Below are 21988 nucleotides of genomic sequence, written 5' to 3' on the forward strand. Positions count from 1 at the left end.
CCGTCTTCACGAACGACTACAGTATCCCTTCCTCTCGGAGTAGTTCGAGCGTCGGCTCGAGCTCCGAGAGCTCGTTGAGGTCGAGTTCGGGCGGTTCGAACTCGTCTGTCCCCGGAAGCTCGTCGAGAGGATCGACGCCATCGATGGTGGGATACTCCCACGTCGTCGTCGCGAAGTACTCCTGGGCTTCCGCCGAGAGCAGGTGTGCGACGAAGTCGGCGGCGGTCTCCCGTTGCTCGCTTCCCTCCATGACCGTCCCACCGGTAACGTTGTACATCGCCCCGGCGTCGCCGCTCGTGAAGGTCAACTCGAGGTCTTCGCCACCGTGGTCGCGCACGACGTAGTGGTTGGTCAATCCGACGCCGACCTCGCCGTCGCCGACGGCCTGTGCCAGTGCGCTGTCGCCACCGGGTGACGCCTCGATGTTCTGGTCGTCGACCATCGAGCGGACCCACTCACGCGTTTCCTCCTCGCCGTGAAGCTGCCGCATGGCAGTCACGAACGCCTGGAACGATCCCTGATCCGGTGGCCACATGATGTCGTCTGCGAACCGGTCGTCCTCGGCATAGGCGAAGATGTCGTCCGGAAGTTCGTCTTCGTCGAACACGTCTGCGTTGTACGCGACTGCCCGAAACCGTCGGGTAAAGCCCGCCCAATGTCCGTCCGGGTCGACGGAGCCGGTATCGACCATCTCGAGGACGTCGTCGGGGAGTTCGGCGGTATACCCGTCTTCCTTGAGGTGTGTCATCGATTGAGACTCACTCCCGTAGAAGACGTCGGCCGGCGTTTCGGCTTCCGTCTCGATCGTGTTGACCAGATCGGCCGTATCGTCGTATCTGACCTCGAGTGTCAGTTCGTCGTACTCGTCGTCGATGTACTCGAGCAACTCGCCGACTCGGGTCTCACTTCGACTCGAGTAGACGGTGAGTTCACCGTCGAGGTCGGGAAGTTCGTCCATCGAGACGCCGCCTGGATCGGGTCGGTTTTCGGCATATTCCGGATCGCCGAGGACGTCGTCGCCGTTGCCTTCCCCACCGACGCAACCACTGAGTACGGCCCCGCCGACGAGACAGCCGACGGCACCGAGATACCTTCTCCGTGGGGTGTCACCCATCTGCATACCCGTCACCGTCGATGGTCGGCGAAATAACCCTAGGGATTCGTGTACACTAACACATTGAACTATTGTACACGCAATGCGGTAGCCGGCGGATCGCTACCGGTCGCTCGTTGGTCGGATAGAACGCCGACTGGCTGCGGAGTCGAAACATCGGTACCTAACAGTAGATAGTAAGTCACCTGCACTAAACCGGGCCGTTTGATTACGACACGTACTCACTTGCCGCTCGCTTCGCTCACGGCGCGTTCGTCGTACCATTACGTCTCGGTCGTCACCTCGAGGAAGACATCCTCGAGCGTCGAGTCCGCGCCCTGCTCGAGGCGGGCAATCAACTCGTCTGGCGGGCCGGATTCGACGAGTTCTCCGTCGTAGAGAATGCCGACCTCGGTCGCGATCCGTTCGACGACCGAAAGGACGTGCGTCGAGAGAAAGATCGTTGTGCCGTCAGCGGCCAACTCCGACAGTACCTTCCGGACTGTCCGCGTCGCGCGCGGATCGAGGCCGCTGGTTGGTTCGTCGAGAAAGACCACGTCAGGGTCGTGCATGATTGCCTGGATCAATCCCGTCTTCTGGCGCATCCCTTTCGAGTAGGTGACGATCCGGTCGTCGGCGTCGTCAGCGAGGTCGAACCGTTCGAGCAGGTCCTCGACCCGCGCGTCGATCGCGTCCGGCTCCATCCCGCGAAGGCCCCCGTGGTACTCGAGTTGCTCGCGAGCGGTGAGTTCCTCGTGGATCGGCGGCGATTCGGGGAGGTAACCGACGTACTCGACGAGCCGTTCCCGATCGGTGATCGGCGCGTCGGCGACCCGACCCTCACCGCCGGTCGGTGGGAGCAGCCCTGTCAGCATCCGGATCGTCGTCGTCTTCCCTGCGCCGTTGGGGCCGAGAAAGCCGTAGATCGCCCCGGCCGAAATCTCGAGATCGAGTCCGCCAACGGCCGTGGTCGAACCGTACCGTTTCGTCAGATCGTGAGTGACGATGGCCGGCTCCATGGACGCTGTAGAGTCGTCGGTAACGGTGCTCGCCGGTGTGTCAGCGGATTCGGGGTCTTCCGTCTCGGTGTTCGCCGATGCGTCGGTCGGAACGTCGTTCGATCGGTCTGTCATGTGTTCAGTTTAGTGTTATCGCTCGGTATCGTCGGACGGCGATCCGGAACGCGATCGTGGCGACGACGAGGGCCAGCAGAACCGTCACCAGCAGCGATCCGAGGCGGACAGCGCTCGTCGGAACGGCCCTGAGAGTCGGATGGTCGTAGACCGCCGCCGTGCTCCCCGCCATCGCAGGGATGCTGACGAGCGTGACGACCGCGAAGGTCCCGGCGAGTCGCAGAAAGGGTCGAGCTCCGGTTTCGGCGTAGACGGGAATGCTGGTGAAGAAAAACGGGACCGTGGCGACGTCGTCGCGGTCGACGGCCATGTCGATCGCAGCGGTCGTCGCCGCGGTACACGCACAGACGGCAACCCCGACGAGGACAACCGCGATCGTCTCTGCTGCCCCAACGGGGCCGAGCAGTCCGAGTGAGAGCACCACCAGCGTTACCGCGGGAACGCCGACGACCAGCGCCGCCGTCACCAAGCCGCCGACGACGGCCCGCCCGCTGACGGTCGTCAGGAGCATCGGAAGCGTCCGGTATTCTACCTCGAGCGGACCGATAGCGAACGTGATCCCGGCGGCCATCCCCAGAACGATCGGGACGAGCAGGAACGCCGCGGTGCCGCTGAACACGAACGCCGGGAGGAGGATCACGCCGACGAACAGCAGTACGTACCCCGTCGACAACAGGCCCCGCGGGACACGGCGCTCGAGCAGGAAGCGCTCGCGGGCGACAGTGAGCATCGGGCGGGAAATCCGTCCTGCGAGGAGCCGTTCCAGCGGACCGTCACCGACGAGCGATCGAGAGACGGAGCGATGGCTCGAGTCAGTGGGTTCTGTCTCCCAGATCCGGCGCAAGAGGACGGTCGTCGCGCCGATCAATAGTGGTATCGCAGCCAGCAGCCCGACCGCGGCGAGTCCGCGAACGGGATCACCGATGCCGGCAGATCGTACACCCACGATCGCGAGGTCGCCGAACCACGCCACGGGCTGGACGTCGACCCAGGTGAGCAGATCGACGATTGATAGCGACACCTCCCGGATGACGAACCAGCCGATCAGCAGGGGGAGCCACGCGAACATGAGGAACAGATCCCGGAGGAGTCGTGCACGGGCGATTCGCATCCCCACGAGACGAGCGGCGAGACGGCCCGTGACACCGACCGCGACGGCGAGACTTCCCAGTGCAGCGATCGCCACCATCGTCGTCACGGCCAGGACAGGCGCCTGCAATCCGAGCGCAGCACCGATCGCGACGCTGACGGTCGGGAGCGCAACCCGGGCCGCGACTCGAGCGCCGACGAACAGCACTAGCCCCACGGCTGCGGCCCTGGTCGGGACCGTCGTCAGGAGAAACGTCTCGTTCAATCGCTCGAACCGGTCGTGGGTCATGGACCCGCTTCGTGCTACCAGTGCGACGAAGAGGAGACTCGCGAACAGGCCGATCCCGTTCGCCAGGGGCGTCGTCGTGACGACGCGCCCGGCCGCGAACGCACCGACTCCGAGGACGACGGCAGCTGCGAACAACGCGGCGACTAGCAGCCGTTCGCTCCACCGTCCGTTGCGCTCGCGGCGGTGACGTAGCCACTCGACGCGAGCGATCCGGATGCCGTCACGAATCGTTGCCCTGCCCATATTTCGGCTGTAGATCTCGGATAATTCTCTCTTTTCATACCGTGTGGAAAAAGCTTGCTGTTTAATCAACTTCTCACGCTGACCTCAACTTCCGAACTGTCTGATTCAGTTATTTTCCCAACTGCTGGATACGTTGGGCGAGGCGTACAAGATACACAGCCGTATCTCGTATCGGTGCCAGTCGATATTTCGTGGCTGGAATGGGGTTGTAGCGGTAGTCTCAATGGGGTGGTGTGAGTGAGGTAATCACATGGAACGCTATGATCTAACAACCGATGTCTGGAGGCTCGATGCGACGGACTTTCCAGCCAACGAGCTGCTCACGAAACGTGTGCGATTTCTCCTCCAGTACGCCATCTTCGCCCCATCGAGTCACAACTCTCAACCCTGGGAGTTCGTCATTGATACTTCCGGACAACACGATGCACACACCGATCGCACTCGAGACGCGATCGGGTGTTTACTGACTGTTGTCCGGTAGTATGAGAACGAACAACTAAGATCCACGCAGACGACGATCGCTGGCTTGAGGTGGTGCTATCGAGAATTTCTGTATTGCTGCCGAACGGTTCGACCTCGATTTCGATACCGAATATCACAACGATACACCACCAGTCGTCATCACGCTTCAGCCCGATAGTGAGCCATCATCCGACCGTCCGCCAGAACTGTTCAAGATCGGTCAGATCTTCGAACGCATAGCTTTGACTGCGACCAGCAACGACGTCGCTGCCCACCCGATGAGCCAGGAACGGGGTGAAACCCCGCGACGGCAGCATTTTGGCATCAGAACGAACCGAAATCGAACGTCGTACCGACGACCATCGTGAGCCGACTTACCGTCTCGAGTATTCGAATCGCGAAGCGGCCGCCTCAATCCGAGACGGTCGCCGCCGTTTCGTCACTCATCAATAGCGCCAACGTCTCCACACTCTCCTCGGGAACTGTCACGTCTCCAAGCGGATCACCACACTCCCGGCAGGTCGTCCAGACCGAGACATGCGGCGGTTGACAGCACGGATCGAGACGCTCGTCGTTTCGTTCGACGGCTCCCCCACAGGCGGGACACCGCTCGAGGAGGAGGCGAATCCGCCGGAGGAGTTCTAGTCGGTCGTCGCCGTCGAGTACGTCCCAGTCGAGTCGTTCCCGAAGAACCGAGACGGCCGCGACGTCGGCGACGAGCGCGGCAGCTGACTCCCAGCGAAGCAGTTGGTTGCCATCGATCGAAAACGACTGTGGTCCCTTCGATTCGACCGTGTTCGCACCGACGAGCGCCGCGACGTCGTCGGCGTCGGGTGGTTCCGATCGCCGATTCGCTGCTCGCTGTAGCGTCTCTCGAAACGCCGCGGTGAGGGCGATTTCGTCGTCATTTCGGTCGACGACGCCAGCGGCCACCAGCGTCTCCCACGGATCGTCAGCTGTCGGCGCCTCGAGCGACCGATCCCCGACCGGGGCTTTCCCGAACAGACCCAACACCGACGCCGGAAGGTACTGTTCGGTGAGTCGTGGCGTTCCGGGAACGAGATAGCCCCGGAGGTAGATCACTGCGAGAGCGGCGAGGAACACGCCGACTCCGAGCCCACCGGTCGCTACGAGACTGACTCCGACCGCCAGCGCGGCTGCGAGACCGACGTTGACGATCGTACACGGGAGACATCGGTGCTCCCCTGTGTACTCCGGCTGGCGGAGGGATGTCGTTACTGTGCGAATTAGACCCATTCCTATGGCGTGTTACGATAGCACTAGCAGCGCCAAAAGCGTTCGTCACCGACGGGGAGCCGCAACTGGTCTGCTTGTGATTCGGCCACGAGAAACGAGTCTACTCGAGATCGGTCTCGGAACGAGTATCTCAGCGGCATCTATCGTCGAGTGACGTCGATCACTCGACGTCTCACGGCAATTTTCACCGTTAAACTCCTCGTATCTACTTCAGACGGTAGTCCCCACTAAAAGCCGCTGGCGTACGCAACGATGACTGTCATCACTCGAGAGCCCCGAGTGCACCCGTCGAGCACACGATCACTGCGAGAATGACCGAACTCGAGTCGTTATTCGATCAGTGACCACCATCCTCACTACAATACCATGACTGCAACCGAACTTCTCGTCGACAAATGTCCAGTTTGCAAAACATACTTCGCCGTGGGCTCGAGTGCCGACCTGCAGCGCCGACTCAACGCCCACGAACTCGAAGAACACGGGAAAGTACGACCCTCTCGAGTCGACCACGGCGCGACCGAGTATAACTGACGATCCAAGCGGAAACTGAGACACTGGTTTCTCACGCTTGGAGTCGAATCGTCCGGCCCAAAGACGCGTTTCCGTTCAACATGCGATCGGACATAAGATACGATATCGGTAGTCAAAACTGCTGGCTCTGTTCTCGCCCGGCTCGTCGGTCCTTCCAGTAACTGGTAACGGATACGCACTCCCCCTACTCTCTGTTTTCGTATTTGGAAACCAATACTGACAAATTAATTATTAATACGAGGGTCTGCTGCTATAGTAGTGTAGAAAATAAGCAATACTATTGGGATACTCGACTCGCTATCGAACCTGACGGGAGAAGGAGTCCCCAACCCGCTTATGGTAGTCTGGGCGTCTATTCCGATCGATCTCTCACAACGTGGTTATTAGTCGTGTAGTTCCGATCGGAGGAAACTGGTCCGTATACTCTCAGCAGGACTCGTTTAAATCGGGTTCTTGATCGGCTAGGTCGATGTCGTCTTGTCTTTACGCGATAACGCCGAGAAGCGCCTCGGGCTCGGGATATTTTTATACTTTCCCAATACTGTACTGGTAGATAATCTACATAAATATTACTTATAGTGATCCGCGAGTGTCCGTACGGTGCTGCTACTCTCCTTTCTATCAGTAATAGAAGGTTCGTTCGAAACCGACTACTGGTACGTGAAAACACATCGGGTGTCGGTTCTGAACGCTTGCTAACCCAACGACTCGATCAGCGTCGTCGCCGTGGTGTCTAGTTCTTCCAGACGTTCTATCCATTACGTACATACGGTTGTAATATATTAATTATCGAACACATAACGTGTCGCATCGGGAGCAGCCCTTCGAGAGTTATAGCAGCCACTGATACGGATTGCTGTACCGATTTTCCGGCGCAACCACAACCCGGGTCGCGGTTGCGCCGGTACCGACGTACAGGAGTCCGTATGAAAGTCAGTGCGCACCCGATCGCATGAGGGCTGTGCGATCGGTGTACGAACAGTTTCAGTTGTTACTATATTGGAAAGCGTTAGCTGAGGGGGTAGCTTCGATATAAAGCGAGTCGTGAAAAACGAGGTCCCCGACGGCTCATAAACGGTGTGACGTGTCGGCGAGGGTTTTACGTCCGTTCGATGCGATCTATTGACATGGATCGGAATATCGAGTTCGGACACGACTCGAGGCCGACGCCTCGTTTTACGGTCGCCCCGCACCTATCACGAGTATGGCAACGATACGAGCGTCGGTGGCCGAAACGATCGTCCGTGCCACGAGGTCCTCGCTCGTCCTCGTATTCGCTGTCGGGCTCCGTCGACGGAATCCTGGTGCGGTCGTAAACGCCGTCGTCGCCCTCGTTGGATCGTTTCTCCCCGACCTCATCGAACGTCGATACGGCATCGAGTTCCGGCCGTGGCAACGCGTCTATGCGGTCACTGCGATGCTTACACACGCCGTCGGCATGTTGGGACCGTACGACGACGTCGGCTGGTGGGACCACCTTACTCATGTTCACTCGGCGACCCTCCTCGGTGGACTCGCCCACGCCGTTGCCCGTCGCCGGAATCGTGATCCTCGAGTGGCCGTTCTGGGTACCGTCACCGTCGCTGGTGTCCTCTGGGAACTATTGGAGTACGCGATTCACATGACCGCTCGTCGATTCGGTGTCGAACCCATCCTCGTCGCCTACGGGAAACGCGACACTGTGCTCGATCTCTGCTTCAATTTCGTCGGGGCGGTTCTCGCGCTCGTGTTCGGAGATCGGTTCCTGCGAAACTTCATCCGAGATACCAGCTCGGTCTTCGTGTTTCCGGGCGATCTATTCAGTCTCCTTCGCTGTTCGATTCCGCTCGAGTTGCCGTTGCCGAGACGGCGTCGCTGAGACGGTAGTGACCGGACTGATCGGCCTCCTCGATCAGTTCGGTGTTGATCATCCAGCGAAGGAACTCCTCGTACTCGCCGTCGCTTAGTGTCCCACTCACTCGCGCTTCCTCGACGACTCGGCGGGTGTGGATCGGCTCTAACTGTTCGAACGTGGTGAACAACTCGACGATGTCGTCGAGGAGTACACCGACGTTTTGGACGTCCGCTTCGTCCATACGGATCGCACGCAGGACGCTCGCGCGATCGATCTCGACTTCCGCCGTCGCAGTATCAGTGTTATCTGCACGCATGCGAACGGCTCCTTCGAGTGCCAGCGTGAACTAGTTTCCCGTCGTCCGGTTCACGAGCCGGGATGCTCGACCGATCGGTCGATCAGTCGATCGAAGCCGAACGCCGTTTCGACTGATCGACATTCTGCCGCCCGAAAGAAATTCGAACAATTGATACATAATACCCACGATAACAACCGTATTTCAGTGGAAAAACACCGTCCCGACGATGATCGTCCCGGTACGATCCCGGCTGCTCTCGATAGAATATGATAAGGAGCTGATGATATAGGTCGAGCCTGTATCGTAACCGTTCGACGGTAAGACGACGATTTGGGAGTGGACTGTTTATCATAATACCGACACTACTAGCTCTCGAGTCGAATCGAGCAGGTGGACCGCTCGCGGTAAGCGACGGTCGGTCGGAACGTGCCGTCAAACGGGCGACACCTGCGTGACGTGCCGGCATCGTTCGTCGGAGGGGGTGAATGGATCGAGACGATCCTGCACGCCCCGCCAATTGGCCTACACCGATCAGTGTCGGATCCAGTTCGTCTGCTAGCTTACTACCACGGACGAAACTGGATCGCAGTGTCTACGCACAGTAAACTAACGGAACAGTGATAATCGATACCTTGGAACATATGTAAACTAAATCTAGTGAATTTGGTTAGCCCGTTCGACTCGCTACCCGCCTACCGATTCCAGCGGGGATACCCTTATACCGAATTACGTTATGTGTTGGCATGAATGGAGTCACGAACGTTCTGGGTGCTCGACGACGACGATCGAACCGTCGTCGCGGATCTCGCGGTCGGACTCGGGCGGACGGCCGCGCGGGTGCTCGCGTATCTCCTCTTGCGAGCCCAGCGGGAACCCGAGTGCGAGCCCGCGACGATGGTCCAACTGCAGGTCGGGACGGGGTTGAGTCGATCGCCGGTCAGCAACGCGGTCACGCAACTCGAGGACGTCGGGTTGATCGAGCACACGACGGTCAGTACCGACGCCCAGGGGCGCCCACCGTCGGCGTGGCAGCCGACCGTCGATCTCGTCTCGAGTCGCCGTCGCGTCTACGAGGCCCACGCGAGGACGCTTCTCGAGCGGGCGGCTGGGATCTTTTCGGACGAATCGTCGACGGCGGATGGGCCACCGGAGGCGGCGGGGGACGACGAACTGACGGTCGCGTTGAACTGGCACCCGAACGGGCTCCACGTCCCGCTGTATACGGCGACGGCGTCGACGTCGACGTCGACGTGGTACGACGAGTACGGTGTCGACGTCGGCCTCGAGCACTGTGAGGGATCGCTACGTGCGCTCAACCGGGTGCGTTCGGGCGAGGCGGACGTCGCGATCGCCGGTGCCGCGACGGTCCTTCGAGCCAGAGCGTCGGGGGCGCCGATCGTCCCGATCGCGGTACTCTATCAGCGTGCGATGACGGTGCTGTATACCGTCCGAGACGTGTTCGGCGAGCAACTCCGCAGCGTCGAGCAGCTCCGCGATCGACGGATCGGAATGCCGCCTCACTCCGAGACCGGCGTCCTCGGCCGTCTGTTCATCTCACAGACGGCACTCGAGGACGCCATCGAGATCGTAGAGACGGCCGGAGAAGAACGCGAGGCACTCCTGTCGGGACGTGCCGACGTCGTGACCGGATCGGTCACCGACCCACAACATCTAGAACGGCGCGGGAAGACGGTCGATACGCTCCTCGTTACCGACCACTTCCCGATATACGGGCCGACGATCGTCGTCCACGAGGGCGCGCTTCGAGAGCGACGCGACGACTTCGCGGCGTTTCTCGCCGGTACGGCCGGCGGATGGGCGGACGCGAGTCGCGAACCCGGGCCGGCGGCGGCCCGGATCGCCGAACTGGGCGACGACGGACCGGACCGCGTTCGGGCGACATTCGAGCGGGCCGCGACCGAGTTCGGTGGCAGCGACGACACGCGCGAACACGGGTGGGGATGGCAGTGCGAGCGGACGTGGAATAGGCTTCGGACGGCACTCGAGCAGGGACAGCTACTCACGGAGGAGCCATGATCGAACTCGACGACTTGACGGTTACGTTCGACGATTTCACGGCGATCGCGGACGTCGATCTGCGGATCGAACCGGAGGAGTTCGTCACTATCGTCGGTCCTTCAGGCTGTGGGAAGACGACCCTGCTGCGTGCAGTCGGTGGCCTTCAGGAGCCGACGGCCGGGCGCGTCCGAATCGACGACCGAGTGCCGGCCGCCGCACAGGAAGCCGGCGATATCGGATTCGTCTTTCAACAGCACACGCTGTTTCCCTGGAAGAGCGCGCTCGAGAACGTCGTCTTTCTTCGAACGATGGCGGACAAGTCGCCAAAGCGAGAGAAAGCACACGCGTTGTTGCGATCGATGGGACTCGACGGATTCGAAGAGGCTCGACCGAGCCAACTCTCCGGCGGGATGAAACAACGGGTGGCGATCGCTCGCGCGCTCCATCTCGGTGCGGACGTCCTCCTGATGGACGAACCGTTCGGCGAACTCGACGAGATCACCCGCGACGAACTCGGCGCCGAGATCCGGTCGCTCTGGCGCCAGGAGCGCAAGACGATCGTCTTCGTCACCCACAGTGTCCCCGAGGCAGTCTTTCTCGGGGAGCGGTGTGTGGTAATGCGCGACCAGCCGGGACGGATCGAGGCGACGTTCGATATCGATCTTCCGACCCCACGTGATACCGACGTGTTCGGCTCTCGAGCGTTCCAGGAACAGGTCGCGGCGGTACGCCAGACGTTACACGAGAGTTACGAATGAACCGACGGATCCGTCTCGCCGCGACCGACGCGATCTATCCGGCGGCCGCACTCGTCGCCGCCGTCGCCTGCTGGTGGGCGATCACTGTCGTCACCGACGTACCGTCGTTCGTGTTACCACCGCCGGACGCCGTCCTCGCGCGACTCATCGGCAACCCCGAGCTGTACGCGATCAACGCCTGGTATACGCTCGAGAAGGTCGTCTACGGCGGTCTCGTCGGGATCGTCTCGGGGATCGCTCTCGCGGCGTTCGTCGCCTACGTACCGTGGTTTCGACGAGCCATATACCCGTATCTCGTCACCGTCAGGGTGTTGCCGAAGCTCGCGATCGCGCCGCTGTTGCTCATCTACCTCGGGACGGGCATGGGGACGGCGATCGTCTTCATCGCGATGATCACGTTCTTTCCGCTCGTGTTGAACACGGCGGCGGGCCTCGACCGAGCGCCGGCACGACACCGCGAACTGCTGCGGTCGGTCGGCGCGGGCCCGCTTGAGCGCGTTCGCTACGTCGACGTCCCGTACGCGATCCCCGGCGTTTTCGCGGGGCTCAAACAGTCGGTGACGCTTGCCGTCGTCGGTGCCGTCGTCGCGGAGTGGGTCGTCGCGGACAACGGACTGGGCTTTCTCATCCTGATGGGGTCGGAAAACGTCAGCCCGGACATTATGCTCGCCGCGTTGCTCGTCCTGTTGCTCGAGGGACTGTTGCTCTACGGCGGAGTCGTCGCCCTCCAGCGGGGCGTCGACAGTTGGCTCGACCTCGAGGGTGGCGGGAGCTGACCGTACTACGTTCGAATCTGCGTCTATCATCGGTCTGCTGTCCGTCTCAGGTGTGCCAGACGAGGCGTTCGATCGCGACCGGGACGAGGTAGAAGACGATCCCGAGCAGCGAGAGGACGACGAGGGCAGCGTACGTCTCCGACGTCTGGAGGTACGCGGCCGTCTCGAACACCCGGTAGCCGAGACCGGCGTTGAGCGTGACAAACTCGGCGACGATCGCGCCGATGACGGCAAGCGTCGCGGCGATCTTCAGCCCGGCGAAGACGCTCGGCGCGGCCGCAGGAACGCGGACGTAGAGGAAGGTTTCGGTCTTCGAGGCGTCGACCGTCTCCATCAACTCGAGGTACGCCTCGGGCGTCTGTCGGAGTCCGTCGAGCGTCGCGATCGTGATCGGGAAGATCGTCAGCGTGACGACGACGAGGGCACGAGCGGGCACGCCACGGCCGAACCAGAGAAACAACAGCGGTGCGATCGCGATCAGTGGGGCGATCCGGAGCGCGACGACGTACGGTAACACCGTGTTCGCCACCGTCCGGGAGTGGACCATCGCGAACGCGAGGACGGCACCGACGACTCCACCGACGATGAGTCCGATAGCGGCCGTCACGGCCGTAATCGCTGCGTCTCCGAGCAACGTCGGGTGCGTCTCGACGAGGGCCGTTCCGACGTCTCCCGGTGACGGAAGGATGATCGACGGGATTCCGTAGTAGACGACGACGGCGTGCCAGGCGGCGAGCAACGCGCCGAGCACCAGCGCCGGCGGACCCGCTACTTCGACGAGCCACCGAACGACGTCGCCGGGGCTCCCGACGGTGTCGCGGCCGATCGACGGCAGTTCGAACCGTCGACCGCGACTCCGATCGTCGCGTCGTTCGTTGCTCCCCTCGAGCGTCGATCCCTCAGATCGAGCCATCGGAACGCCGGTTGTGCTCACACATCGGTCACGTCTCGGTCAGTTCCGCGTACTCCGAGATGTACTCGTCGTCGGTGTCGAGATACTCGTTCGTCCACACGTCGTCCGGATCGACGTCGTTCTCGAGGACGCCGGCTTCGGTGAGCGTCTCGTAGGTTTCGTCCCACGGCTCCGACGCGCTCGCGCCCCAGCCCTCGGTCTCGACAGTCTCGGAGCGCATGTATCCGCCGTGCATCTCCGCCCACTTGTCGGCCTGGTTCGTTCGCACCTCGCCGAGTTCCGGCTGGACGTCGACGAGCGCGTCGATCGCCTCGTCGGGATTTTCGATCCCCCAGACGGCCCCTCTGGCGGTCGCTCGAAGAAACGCGCTGACGGTGTCCGGATGCTCCTCGGCGAACGATTCGTCGGTCGTGATGAGGTGGCCATAGGAGGGAACGACGTCCTGAATCTCGAGGACGTCGATCTCGGCGCCCTGGTGTTCCGCGTCGACGACGTCGCTGAACACGCCGCCGGCGGCGTCGATCTCGCCGCCGAGCAACTGCTGGACGGTATCGAACCCTGCATCGACGTAGTCGACGGTATCCAACACGCCGTGGTGGTCGAGAAACGCCTCGGTCATCGTCCGCACCATTCCGGGGCCGCTGCCGACCGTGGCGCCCTCGAGCTGTTCGGCATCGGTGAGCTCGCCGAACTCGTCTCGATCCGCGAAGACGACGTTCGGGTTCCGTTGCATCACGATCCCGACGGCAAGCGGGGACAGCCCCTCGCTGTTGACCGTCAGGAGCTGGTCGCTGCTCGAGATCGCGAACTCGACGTTTCCGAGCCCGGCCTGATTCGCCGCAAAGTCGGAGCCGTCGCCGCTCTCGAGTTCCACCTCCTCGATCCCTTCCTCCTCGTAGAACCCGTTCTCGCGGGCAGCGACGTAGGGAACGTGAAGCCCGCTCATGTTCCAGTTGAGCAACAGCGTCACCGACTCTCGGACGCCCTCCCCCGAGCCGTCGTCCCCGATCGTTCCGAGACACCCCGAGACACCGATTCCGGCACCGATCGCGAGCATCCCGCGACGTGTATGCATGTGAGTCACACTCTCACCGTTACCGTCTGTCCACGGAGGCGAATATAAATCATTCGTACTAACCGTTATATTGGGAACTGAACCGCGGGGAATCGGACCGTTACCGTCGATCCCACACTACGATGTCTGCCATACTACGTCACGTCGTCGTGTGTAAGCAGCGGTCGATCCCGTTTGCCGTCCGGCGGCTCGACGGTAATCACCTCGAGCAGGTTCCCGTCCGGGTCCAGGAAGTAGAACCCCTCGAACGCGTCCCAGTCGTAGGGACCCTGGTTCGGGAACTGGTCGTCGAGTTCGTCGACCAGCGCGTCGTAGCGCGACCGAGCGGTCTCGAACGCGAGGTGGGCCTTGTCCAGTGGATGCTCGAGATCGGACGGCTCCCATCCGTCCGGGCGACCCGTCTCCACGAGCGTCACGACGGTGTCGCCGACCTCGAACATCGCGTGTTCGCCGTGGAACTCCTCCGGGGGGCGACGGACCGACAACTCGAGGACGTCCCGGTAGAACGGGTAGGTCGCCTTGAGGTCCGCGACGTCGACGTTGATGTGATCGACGGCGCGCATCGTTACGGTGACACCCGTTCGGCGTACTCGCGGACGACCGCGGCCTCCGGATCGAGGTAGTCGTTCGTCCAGACGGCGTCCGGGTCGATCTCGCCCTCGAGCAGGTCGGTCTCGGAGAGCGTCTCGCCGAGGCGTCGCCACCGGTCCGGATCGTGGCTGCCCCACCCTTCGGACTCGACGTGTGGCGTAAACTGGAGGTCTCGAGCGGCCGTCTCGAACTTCTCGCGTTCGATCCGTCGGCGCCGCTCCAGCGTCGCGTTCCGCGAGAGCAGCGCGTCGACGGCCGCCGCGGGCGCTTCCGTCGCCACAGCCCAGCCGCGGGCCGTCGCGCGGAGGAACGACCTGACCGTCTCGGGCTCTTCGGCCGCGAACTTGGGATTCGTGACCAGCGTCATGCCGTAGACGTCGAGGTGATCCCCGATCGGGAGCTCGTCGGCGGTCCGTTCGTGTTCGTACTCGAGTTCGAGGCCGTTCGTGACGACGCCGACGGCCGCGTCGACGCTCCCATCGAGGACCTTGTGCTGGACGCGGTGGTGGGTGTGGGGGTCGACCTCGAGGAGGTCGACCTCCTCCCGAATTCCGGCGTCCTTGAGCAGTTGGGCGGTCAGGATCCGCGTCTTGGTTGCAGAGGGAGCGACGGTCCGACCGACGAGTTGCTCGGGCTCTTCGAGGGCCTCGCCGAAGACGTCACGCAGGGTGTAGATCGCCGCTGGGGTCTTCGCCGTCACCGCCGCGACGGCCAGTGGCTCGTGTCCCTGGCTCTGGACGGAGAGGACGGCGCTCGCGCCGGCGAGGGCGAACGCGGCCTCCCCGCGAGCGGCCTGCTCGGCGGCAAAGGGCGAACCGTGTCCCTCGAGGAAGGCGACGTCGAGCCCCTCCTCCTCGTAGAAGCCCCGTTCGCGGGCGAGGAAGTAGGGTGCCTGGAACCCGTTCGGTTCCCAGTTGAGTTGGAAGGTAACGGTCTCCATCTTACACCTCCAGCTGGAACATCCCTTCCGGGAGGTGATCGACGCCGAGGGCATCACCCCCCGCGACGTCGTGGAGGTGGTCGAACAGCCGTTCCATCCCGGCGACCGTCTCCTCGTCCCAGTCGGCGACGACCATGTCCCGCCAGCCGTCCCGGACCGCCCGGACGATCTCGGGATCGTCCTCGTACATCAGCCGGTCGCCGATCTCTATCCAGAGGTCGTCGTCGCTCGTGAGCCGATCGACGGCATCCCGGTAGGCTCCCTTGAACCCGCGGACGGCGTCGGGATTTGCCTCGAGATAGCGCTCGCTCGTGAGAAACGTCGAGATCGGGAGCTTACGGTCGGCCTCCGAGAGGTCCTGGACGAGTCGCGACATCGGCAACACCTCGTGGTAGTCGCCGGTCTCGGTGATCTCGGGAACGATCGGCCAGAACTGGAGGACGGCGTCGACCTCGCCGGTACGAAGCATCTCGGTGAGCCGGACCTTCGAGCCGGACTCGACAGGCGTCGCCTCCTCGTCAGGATCGAACCCGTGATACTCTCGGCACGCGGCTCGGACGAGGATCCAGTTCTTATCGAGGCGGCGAACGACGCCGATGCGGTGGCCCGGCAGATCGGTCAGGTCCTCGATCGGCGACTCCGTCGGCGCCACGAGGCCGCCGACCGTCCGTCCGTAGGGGTGGATGGCGACGATGGGTGCCCCCTCCGCTCGTTCGCGTGCCGTCGAGATGTAGTCGATGTCGATGAGGTCGGCGTCGCCGTCCTGGAGCTTCGCCTCGACGGTCTCGACGCCACCCTCGAGTTCGTCCGAGACGAGCTGGACGTCGAGGTGGAACCCGTGGTCGTGATCGAGCCCGAACCGCTTGATGGTATAGAGCATGTACCGCGGGCTGCCGTTGTGCTCGAACCGGGCCCGCAACACGGGTCGATCACCGGGCTCGCCGTGGTGGGCGTCTAGCTCGGACTGCTGGCTCTCGATGTCGACGGCGTCGGTAGTCTCCACGGTGATCACCCCAGCGGTGCGACGATGGCGTCGATCTCGGCCTCGCCGTCGATCAGATCGCGATCTTTCATCCACTCGAGTTGGGCTCCGAGATCCTGCCGATCGGCGGTTTCGGGCACCTCGTAGCGCGGGACCGAGACGCGTGACTCGAGTTCGTCCATGTCTACGTCCTCGAAGAGATCGGGCGCGACTCGAGCGTCTTTCTCGAGCATGTCGAGGTACTCCTCGCGGAACTCGCCGGGGTTCTCGTTGATGTCGCGGGCGGCTCGGGTGTACGCCGCGACGTACGAGTCGACGATCTCGGCATCGACGTCCTCGGCGCCGACGATCCCCATGTGGTTTTCGAACTCGAGGATCGACTGAAAGCCCAGATACTCCGCGAGTGTGGCCTGAGGATCGAGCAGTGTCACGGCGTCTACTTCGCCGTCGCGTAGCGCTCGCAGGCGGTCGGTGGGCATCCCGCGGTGGACGAGCTGGATGTCTTCGGGGGCGACGTGTTCCTCGAGGGCCCGCATCGCAGTGTACTCCTGTCCGGTTCGGCGGTTGACGGCGACGTCGACACCAGCCAGATCTGCCGGTGACTCGATCGACGTCTCCGGCCGGGTAAAGACCGTGTACGGCTGGTCGGCGAAGGTCCCGTTGGCGACGACCTGTCCGTCGTCCATCCGCCACGTTCGCTTCAGACTCTCCCACTTGCAGACGGGGTACAGATCGACCTCGTAATCGCCGGTCAACGTCTCCGCTGCGGGAATATATTTGACCGTTACCGATCGCCGATCGCGTTCGACCAACTCTACCTCGAGTCCCTCCGCTTCGAAGTAGCCTCGCTCGGCTGCGACCCGCTGGGGGAGCACGAACGAGAACGGGAGGTGGAACAGCCTTAGTGTGTTATTGTCTGGCATCCATATGGCGCTAATCACGAATCCACAGTTAAAGGTTTCTCGTGAATTTTTATAAGACCCTCCGTGGATGGGTGTTGTGTGGTGTGTTATCATGGAAATGCGAAACGCCGACGAGACGACACTTGAGGAGGTCGCTGACGGGGTGTACCTCGGCGATCTCGCGATCGGTTGCGAGGCGAGCGTGAAGTACTGGCGGATCGACCCCGGGGCGACGCTCCCACCGCATCGCCATCACAACGAGCAGATCGGCTACGTACTCAGCGGATCGCTCGTCGCGCTCGTCGAGGGGGAGGAGGTGACGCTGTCTCCTGGGGACTGCTATCGATTCCCGAGCCGGGAGTTACACGGCGCCGAGAACCGCTCGTCCGAACCGGCGGTCGGGATCGGCGTCCTCGCACCGCCGCGAGAGCGTCCCGACTGGGGGGATGAGTCGAGTTCCTGACACGGACTGCTGTAGCCGATTACCCGGAGTCAGCGATCGACGACAGCAGTCCATATGCGCCGAATCTCGATCGTCGCCGCTGTGTCTCGAGTCGAAGTCGGCTGTCGTCTTCGTTTCGGTCGTCGATCCGTGTCGCACCCGCTATCGTCTGCCGGATTCAAAAAATATATTGATCATTATATAATTTCAGGTCTTACCCGTCATTTCCATATAACAAGTCCTATACTGGCGAACGTTGCCACCATACATGGAGTGGCAGCTGACAACATGTGCCACGCCGGATAACAGACATGACAGACGCACATATTACGACTGAAGGACAGCGGCAACTGGTCCGCACGCTCGGTGCCGACCGAGTCGACGAGGGTGATCAGTTGACGCTCGAGCGATTACGCGAGTCGATCGATGGGGAGACAGACCCCGAGTTCGCCTCGATGGGAGAGACGATCCGGAGCGATCTCTCGGGGAAACTCGATACCGAGTTGCTCGAGACCGAACTCGAGAACCTGTCGGCGCAACTCGACCGACTCCCCGAGGTTCGCGAGCAAGGGATTCCGGAGGGTGAGACGGAGCCGGAGGTACTCTATCGCGAACTCGTCGAACCGGGGTGGCGAGTCTACGATCACCTCGTCGAGGTCGACTTCTTCGAGAGCCTCGAAGCGAACCTCCCGCAGTTCACACCCGAGCACATCGAGGAGACAGCCCACGAACTGATCGGTTCGGACGCGCTGGTCGACGAACTCGAGTCGCTCGGGTTCGACGAGCGCGAACGGCTCGCAGTCGTGATGGACGTCGTCAACAACAACACGCGGCTCGCACGGTGGGTCCCGGCAAAGGACATTCCTGAGGAGGTCGAGTTCGACGTCGAACACGTCCCGCCACTCCACCAGCGTGCGGCCGGTGGCGTCTTGCTCTGGATCAAGGCACTCGACGTCCACCTTTGGCAGAAACGGATTCTCATCACCGACGAGATTTTAGACGACGGCTACTGGGACATCAAGGCGATGCTCGGCGGGTTCGCCTTGTTGACGAAAGCCGCACTCGAGGTCGCCGAGGACGACGAGCTGTCGGACGCACAGCTGACAGCGGCGATCACCGCCAGCGCGGCGATCATGATCGTCAACCAGGAAGAGATCTGCAAGCACATGTTCTGGATCACTGAGGAAATGCGCGCACCACCGAAAGCGAGGTAATACACAATGTCACTCGAAGAAGACAGGGCCGTTCAGGCCGCAAAGGATACGATCGTTCGCGAAACGGACCAGGGATATCGGGTACTAGGTTCCCCCGACAAGTCGGTTACACACCAACACGACGTCGACCGGATCGAGGAGTTCGACGTCACCGACGAGATGATCCGCGAGTCGCCCGACAACCCCGAATCGTGGCTCAACTACGGTGGGGGGTACGAACAACACCGACGGACGACGGCGGACGTCATCACGCCCGACAACGTCGCCGACCTCGAGGTCGAGTACGTCCTCGACGTCGGGGCTGGCTCGAGTATGGAGGGGACGCCGCTGATCGTCCCCGGAGATCCGCCGGTGATGTATCAGTCAAACGGACCGAATCACGTCAAAGCCATCGACGCTCGAGAGGGTGATATCCTCTGGAGTTACACGTACGCCGTTCCCTCTGACGTCGTGTTGTGTTGTGACGACAACAACCGGGGCGTCGCCGTCCACGGCGACAAGGTGTTCATGACGACGCTCGACTCGGGTGTCGTCGCGCTCGACCGCTACACGGGCGAAGAGGAGTGGTACACGTCGACTGCGGACCACGAAGAGGGGTACTCGGCGACGTGGGCGCCGATCGCTTTCGACGGGATGATCTTCACCGGCAGCGCAGGCGGCGAGTACGGTGTCCGGGGCTTCCACAAGGCCCTCGACGCCGAGACCGGCGAGGAGCTGTGGCACACCTGGACCTCACCCGAAGAGGAGTGGGTCGGCGACAGCATCAATCAGTCCTGTGCGACAAACTGGATGAACGCGACGATCGACGTCGAGAACCGCCGGCTCCACCTCCCGATCGGAAACCCGGGGCCGGACTTCGACGGCTCGGTCCGTCCGGGGCCGAATCGCAACAGTTGCTCGACGCTGACACTCGATATGGACACCGGCGAGCGGATGTGGACACACCAGGAAGTCGCACACGACGTCTGGGACTACGACTCCGCGGCGCCGCGGATCTTCATCCGCGATTTCGAGATCGAACACCGCAACACGACGACCGACGTCGTCATCTCCGCGGGCAAGACCGGGTGGGTTTACACGATGGACGCCGACACTGGCGAACTCCTAGAGCGCAGCGAACCCGGCGTCCAGCAGCTGAACATGTACCGGATGATTCCGCACATCGACGAGGGTCGTCGCATGCCGTTCATGCCCGGTGCGATGGGTGGCAACGACTGGCAGCCACCGGCGTACAACCCCGAGACCGGGCTCGCCTACTTCAAGATGAACAACTCGCCCCAGGAAGCCTGGTGGCGCTTCGAGGAGTACGAAGAGGGCAAGAAGTACTGGGGCGGCATCCTCGAGGACCAGACGGAAGCAGTCCCCGACGACTACAACGGAAAGATCAGTGCCATCGTCGCGATCGATCCGGAGACGGGCGAACGCGTCTGGCGCGACTGGATCGAGAGCGAGGCCTATATCTGGGGCGGCCTGATGACGACCGAGACGGGGGTCGTCTTCAGCGGCACTCAGAACGGCAACTTCATCGCCTACGATGGCGAGTCCGGCGAGCGCCTCTGGGAGTACGACCTCGGCGAGTCTTCGATCGCCGGCAGCCCGATGAGCTGGTACGACTCCGAGACCGAAACGCAGTACGTCGCGATTCAGGTCGGCGGCAGCGGCTGGCTCCGCCGCGGCCCCGGCGGGCGTGACACCCGCCTGGCCGTCTTCTCGATGGAAGCGTAGCGCGACCGCCGATTTACGATTTTTTGCCGTGTACAGCCGCCCTCGGAGCTCTCCCCTCCGCTCTCGGTGTGATGGTTCCGGCCCCAACAGATACCAGCGTCGTCCTCGTACTGCGGCGTACGGACGATGCACGCCCCATCATTACCGGACCGATCGATCGAGGGGTACGCCGCCGTGACGAGTCACGATCGACTCGAGCGGCTTCGGGAACTCGCCGCGGCGCTGGAGGACGTCCGCATCCTCCATCTCAACTCGACTGCGACCGGCGGCGGCGTCGCAGAACTGCTCCGATCGATCGTGCCGGTGTGTGACGATCTCGGCATCGACACTGACTGGCTCGTCATGGATGCCGACGACGACTTCTTCGAAGTGACCAAGGCGATCCACAACGGCCTTCAGGGGAACGGTCCCCGGCTGACGTCGGCGATGAAATCGACCTACCGGGAGACGGCCGAGCGAAACGCGGCCGAACTCGATGCCGAGTACGACGTCGTCGTGGTTCATGACCCCCAGCCACTCGGGATGCTCGAGCGGCTCGCAGACGCGATGCCGGACGCGTCGATCCTCTGGCGCTGTCACGTCGATCTCACCGACCCGGACGACGCGTACCTCGCGTTCGTCTCCGAGTACATGGACCGGGTCGACCACGCGATCTTCAGCCGGTCGGTCTACGGGGCCGAGATCGACGCCCCGACGAAGAGCGTGATCCATCCCTCGATCGATCCGCTCGCGCCGAAGAACCGATCGCTCGACGAGGAGACGATCGCAGCCGAGTGCGACCGACTCGACCCGCTCTCGTTCGAAACCCCGGTCGTGAGTCAGGTCTCTCGCTTCGACCCCTGGAAAGACCAGTTCGGCACGTTAGCGGTGTTTCGCCGCGCCCGCGAGGCAATCCCGGAACTTCAGTTGGCGCTGGTCGGGGGCATGGCCGGCGACGACCCGGAGGGAATCGAGCTGTACGAACGCGTCGCTGCCGAGGCCGTCGACGATCCGGACGTACACGTCCTGACCGACCTCCCGGATACGACGGTAAACGTTTTGCAACGTTGCTCCGACGTCGTCGTCCAGAAGTCGCTTCGCGAAGGGTTCGGACTGGTCGTCTCGGAAGCCCTCTGGAAGCAAACGCCGGTCGTCGGCTCGAACGTGGGTGGCATTCCGCTCCAGGTCGAGGACGGGCGAAACGGGTATCTCGTCGAACCCGACGACGTCGAAGGCGCTGCCGATCGCGTCGTCTCCCTCCTCGAGAACGAGACGCGCCGGACGACCTTCGGGGCGAACGCTCGCGAGCACGTACGCGACCGGTTTCTGCTCTCTCGCCAACTCGAGGAACTGCTCGAGACCTTCGTCGAGGCCCGTGATCTCGAGTGTTGAGACGGATCGCTGTGCCTTCGGCTCACGACGGGGCGAAACGGGCCGTTGTGA

General features: G+C 62.5%; 19 protein-coding genes. 8 read left to right on the forward strand and 11 right to left on the reverse strand.

What is annotated here, in order from left to right; all coding sequences use genetic code 11:
* Positions 1-16 precede the first annotated feature (16 nt).
* The 4 genes from RBH26_RS14855 to RBH26_RS14870 form a co-directional block, all read right to left on the reverse strand.
* The gene (locus tag RBH26_RS14855) at positions 17-1120 is read right to left on the reverse strand and encodes an extracellular solute-binding protein (protein ID WP_306759159.1); all 1104 of its coding nucleotides are present in this window, start codon (positions 1118-1120) and stop codon (positions 17-19) included.
* Between the two features lie 257 nt (positions 1121-1377).
* The gene (locus RBH26_RS14860) at positions 1378-2112 is read right to left on the reverse strand and encodes an ABC transporter ATP-binding protein (RefSeq protein ID WP_306759205.1); all 735 of its coding nucleotides are present in this window, start codon (positions 2110-2112) and stop codon (positions 1378-1380) included.
* 118 nt (positions 2113-2230) lie between these two features.
* Positions 2231-3847: a hypothetical protein gene (locus RBH26_RS14865; RefSeq protein ID WP_306759160.1), complete on the reverse strand. Its 1617-nt coding sequence runs from the start codon at positions 3845-3847 to the stop codon at positions 2231-2233.
* Between the two features lie 873 nt (positions 3848-4720).
* Positions 4721-5566 (reverse strand): hypothetical protein, encoded by an 846-nt coding sequence (locus RBH26_RS14870; protein WP_306759161.1) that lies wholly within the window; start codon positions 5564-5566, stop codon positions 4721-4723.
* Between the two features lie 1735 nt (positions 5567-7301).
* Between RBH26_RS14870 and RBH26_RS14875 the strand changes: the two genes are divergently transcribed.
* Positions 7302-7955, forward strand: coding sequence for a hypothetical protein (locus RBH26_RS14875; protein ID WP_306759162.1), 654 nt, complete (start codon positions 7302-7304; stop codon positions 7953-7955).
* On the opposite strand, the gene RBH26_RS14880 is transcribed toward RBH26_RS14875, so the two are convergent.
* A complete protein-coding gene (locus tag RBH26_RS14880) occupies positions 7897-8247 on the reverse strand; it encodes a hypothetical protein (protein ID WP_306759163.1) in 351 nt (116 codons plus the stop codon). The two genes, RBH26_RS14875 and RBH26_RS14880, sit on opposite strands and share 59 nt — an antisense overlap.
* Before the next feature lie 729 nt (positions 8248-8976).
* On the opposite strand from RBH26_RS14880, the gene RBH26_RS14885 reads away from it, so the two are divergent.
* From RBH26_RS14885 to RBH26_RS14895, 3 genes are read left to right on the forward strand one after another with little or no spacing between them, the layout of a single operon-like run.
* Entirely contained in the window at positions 8977-10266 is a 1290-nt protein-coding gene (locus RBH26_RS14885) for an ABC transporter substrate-binding protein (protein WP_306759164.1), read from the forward strand.
* On the forward strand, positions 10263-11006 hold the full coding sequence (locus tag RBH26_RS14890; RefSeq protein WP_306759165.1) for an ABC transporter ATP-binding protein: 744 nt from the start codon (positions 10263-10265) through the stop codon (positions 11004-11006). The genes RBH26_RS14885 and RBH26_RS14890 overlap by 4 nt, the downstream gene beginning before the upstream one ends.
* Positions 11003-11782 carry an ABC transporter permease gene (locus RBH26_RS14895; protein ID WP_306759166.1) on the forward strand — a complete coding sequence of 260 codons (780 nt, stop codon included), beginning with the start codon at positions 11003-11005 and terminating at the stop codon, positions 11780-11782. Before RBH26_RS14890 ends, RBH26_RS14895 begins: the two co-directional genes overlap by 4 nt.
* Before the next feature lie 46 nt (positions 11783-11828).
* On the opposite strand, the gene RBH26_RS14900 is transcribed toward RBH26_RS14895, so the two are convergent.
* The 6 genes from RBH26_RS14900 to RBH26_RS14925 form a co-directional block, all read right to left on the reverse strand.
* Positions 11829-12716, reverse strand: coding sequence for an ABC transporter permease (locus RBH26_RS14900; protein ID WP_306759167.1), 888 nt, complete (start codon positions 12714-12716; stop codon positions 11829-11831).
* A gap of 7 nt (positions 12717-12723) precedes the next feature.
* Positions 12724-13770, reverse strand: coding sequence for an ABC transporter substrate-binding protein (locus RBH26_RS14905; RefSeq protein ID WP_306759168.1), 1047 nt, complete (start codon positions 13768-13770; stop codon positions 12724-12726).
* A 134-nt stretch (positions 13771-13904) separates the two neighbouring features.
* A complete protein-coding gene (locus RBH26_RS14910) occupies positions 13905-14333 on the reverse strand; it encodes a VOC family protein (protein ID WP_306759169.1) in 429 nt (142 codons plus the stop codon).
* A 2-nt stretch (positions 14334-14335) separates the two neighbouring features.
* Positions 14336-15301 carry an ABC transporter substrate-binding protein gene (locus RBH26_RS14915; protein WP_306759170.1) on the reverse strand — a complete coding sequence of 322 codons (966 nt, stop codon included), beginning with the start codon at positions 15299-15301 and terminating at the stop codon, positions 14336-14338.
* A gap of 1 nt (position 15302) precedes the next feature.
* The gene (locus RBH26_RS14920; RefSeq protein WP_306759171.1) at positions 15303-16304 is read right to left on the reverse strand and encodes an ABC transporter substrate-binding protein; all 1002 of its coding nucleotides are present in this window, start codon (positions 16302-16304) and stop codon (positions 15303-15305) included.
* A 5-nt stretch (positions 16305-16309) separates the two neighbouring features.
* Positions 16310-17206 carry an ABC transporter substrate-binding protein gene (locus RBH26_RS14925; protein ID WP_306759172.1) on the reverse strand — a complete coding sequence of 299 codons (897 nt, stop codon included), beginning with the start codon at positions 17204-17206 and terminating at the stop codon, positions 16310-16312.
* 91 nt (positions 17207-17297) lie between these two features.
* Here RBH26_RS14925 and RBH26_RS14930 point away from each other — a divergent pair, with 91 nt between their 5' ends.
* The 4 genes from RBH26_RS14930 to RBH26_RS14945 all read left to right on the forward strand — a co-directional run bounded on the left by RBH26_RS14930 (position 17298) and on the right by RBH26_RS14945 (position 21937).
* Entirely contained in the window at positions 17298-17648 is a 351-nt protein-coding gene (locus tag RBH26_RS14930; protein WP_306759173.1) for a cupin domain-containing protein, read from the forward strand.
* 290 nt (positions 17649-17938) lie between these two features.
* Positions 17939-18841, forward strand: a complete 903-nt coding sequence (locus RBH26_RS14935) for a hypothetical protein (RefSeq protein ID WP_306759174.1) — start codon at positions 17939-17941, stop codon at positions 18839-18841.
* A 6-nt stretch (positions 18842-18847) separates the two neighbouring features.
* The gene (locus RBH26_RS14940) at positions 18848-20566 is read left to right on the forward strand and encodes a PQQ-binding-like beta-propeller repeat protein (protein WP_306759175.1); all 1719 of its coding nucleotides are present in this window, start codon (positions 18848-18850) and stop codon (positions 20564-20566) included.
* A 126-nt stretch (positions 20567-20692) separates the two neighbouring features.
* Complete coding sequence (locus RBH26_RS14945) at positions 20693-21937, forward strand: glycosyltransferase (protein WP_306759176.1); 1245 nt, start codon at positions 20693-20695, stop codon at positions 21935-21937.
* The last annotated feature ends 51 nt before the right edge of the window (positions 21938-21988 follow it).

The sequence above is a fragment of the Natronolimnohabitans sp. A-GB9 genome, assembly GCF_030848565.1.
Taxonomy (GTDB): Archaea; Halobacteriota; Halobacteria; order Halobacteriales; family Natrialbaceae; genus Natronolimnohabitans.

What these genes read in the sequence shown, in the direction of transcription:
- RBH26_RS14855 (WP_306759159.1), bottom strand. Translation starts at nt 1,120, where the DNA reads ATGCAGATGGGTGACACCCCACGGAGAAGGTATCTCGGTGCCGTCGGC.
- RBH26_RS14860 (WP_306759205.1), bottom strand. Translation starts at nt 2,112, where the DNA reads ATGGAGCCGGCCATCGTCACTCACGATCTGACGAAACGGTACGGTTCG.
- RBH26_RS14865 (WP_306759160.1), bottom strand. Translation starts at nt 3,847, where the DNA reads ATGGGCAGGGCAACGATTCGTGACGGCATCCGGATCGCTCGCGTCGAG.
- RBH26_RS14870 (WP_306759161.1), bottom strand. Translation starts at nt 5,566, where the DNA reads ATGGGTCTAATTCGCACAGTAACGACATCCCTCCGCCAGCCGGAGTAC.
- RBH26_RS14875 (WP_306759162.1), top strand. Translation starts at nt 7,302, where the DNA reads ATGGCAACGATACGAGCGTCGGTGGCCGAAACGATCGTCCGTGCCACG.
- RBH26_RS14880 (WP_306759163.1), bottom strand. Translation starts at nt 8,247, where the DNA reads ATGCGTGCAGATAACACTGATACTGCGACGGCGGAAGTCGAGATCGAT.
- RBH26_RS14885 (WP_306759164.1), top strand. Translation starts at nt 8,977, where the DNA reads ATGGAGTCACGAACGTTCTGGGTGCTCGACGACGACGATCGAACCGTC.
- RBH26_RS14890 (WP_306759165.1), top strand. Translation starts at nt 10,263, where the DNA reads ATGATCGAACTCGACGACTTGACGGTTACGTTCGACGATTTCACGGCG.
- RBH26_RS14895 (WP_306759166.1), top strand. Translation starts at nt 11,003, where the DNA reads ATGAACCGACGGATCCGTCTCGCCGCGACCGACGCGATCTATCCGGCG.
- RBH26_RS14905 (WP_306759168.1), bottom strand. Translation starts at nt 13,770, where the DNA reads ATGCATACACGTCGCGGGATGCTCGCGATCGGTGCCGGAATCGGTGTC.
- RBH26_RS14910 (WP_306759169.1), bottom strand. Translation starts at nt 14,333, where the DNA reads ATGCGCGCCGTCGATCACATCAACGTCGACGTCGCGGACCTCAAGGCG.
- RBH26_RS14915 (WP_306759170.1), bottom strand. Translation starts at nt 15,301, where the DNA reads ATGGAGACCGTTACCTTCCAACTCAACTGGGAACCGAACGGGTTCCAG.
- RBH26_RS14925 (WP_306759172.1), bottom strand. Translation starts at nt 17,206, where the DNA reads ATGCCAGACAATAACACACTAAGGCTGTTCCACCTCCCGTTCTCGTTC.
- RBH26_RS14930 (WP_306759173.1), top strand. Translation starts at nt 17,298, where the DNA reads ATGGAAATGCGAAACGCCGACGAGACGACACTTGAGGAGGTCGCTGAC.
- RBH26_RS14935 (WP_306759174.1), top strand. Translation starts at nt 17,939, where the DNA reads ATGACAGACGCACATATTACGACTGAAGGACAGCGGCAACTGGTCCGC.
- RBH26_RS14940 (WP_306759175.1), top strand. Translation starts at nt 18,848, where the DNA reads ATGTCACTCGAAGAAGACAGGGCCGTTCAGGCCGCAAAGGATACGATC.
- RBH26_RS14945 (WP_306759176.1), top strand. Translation starts at nt 20,693, where the DNA reads ATGCACGCCCCATCATTACCGGACCGATCGATCGAGGGGTACGCCGCC.